The 580-nt window shown below is 42.8% G+C and carries 1 protein-coding gene; it reads right to left on the bottom strand.

Annotated features, from left to right (window positions below):
• On the bottom strand, positions 1–580 hold a 580-nt coding region (locus HXZ99_RS12075; protein ID WP_194757547.1), incomplete at both ends, for an IS3 family transposase.

Below are 580 nucleotides of genomic sequence, written 5' to 3'. Positions count from 1 at the left end.
CAATCGGAGTCAGGCCTTTTAGTTTTAGCTTAATACGTTTGGTGTTGTAATAATCAATGTACTCTTTGATCTTTTCAATGAGCTCATCAGCACTTTTGAACACTTCGTTATGATACATCTCGGTTTTGAGTATCCCGAAGAAGCTTTCCGCTACAGCATTATCCAAGCAATTTCCTTTCCTCGACATACTTTGCTGCAAACCTACTTCGCGTATATGGTTTTGGTAATGTTTGTTCTGATATTGCCAGCCTTGATCAGAGTGAACGATGGGCTTCTCGTGATGACTGAGCTTCGCTGTCGCCTTCTTCAGCATGTCAGTCACGAGCGGTAATGCCACTGACTTACGCACCTCATAACTCACCACTTCTTGATTAAACAAGTCTATTATCGGTGATAAATACACTTTCTGTTCGCCTACTTTGAACTCGGTGACATCAGTTACCCATTTCTCATTCGGTTTATCAGCCGTGAACTGTCTTTGTACTAGATCAGGCGCGATTCGACCGACTTCACCCTTATAAGAACGATACCGTTTTGGCCTTACTTTTGACTTCAACCCAAGCTCACACATGAGACGTTG

The sequence above is a fragment of the Aliidiomarina indica genome, from assembly GCF_015354615.1.
Classification (GTDB): Bacteria; Pseudomonadota; Gammaproteobacteria; order Enterobacterales; family Alteromonadaceae; genus Aliidiomarina; species Aliidiomarina indica.
Note: the sequence above shows the minus strand (reverse complement) of the source record. Positions and strands in the feature narration are given on the sequence as shown.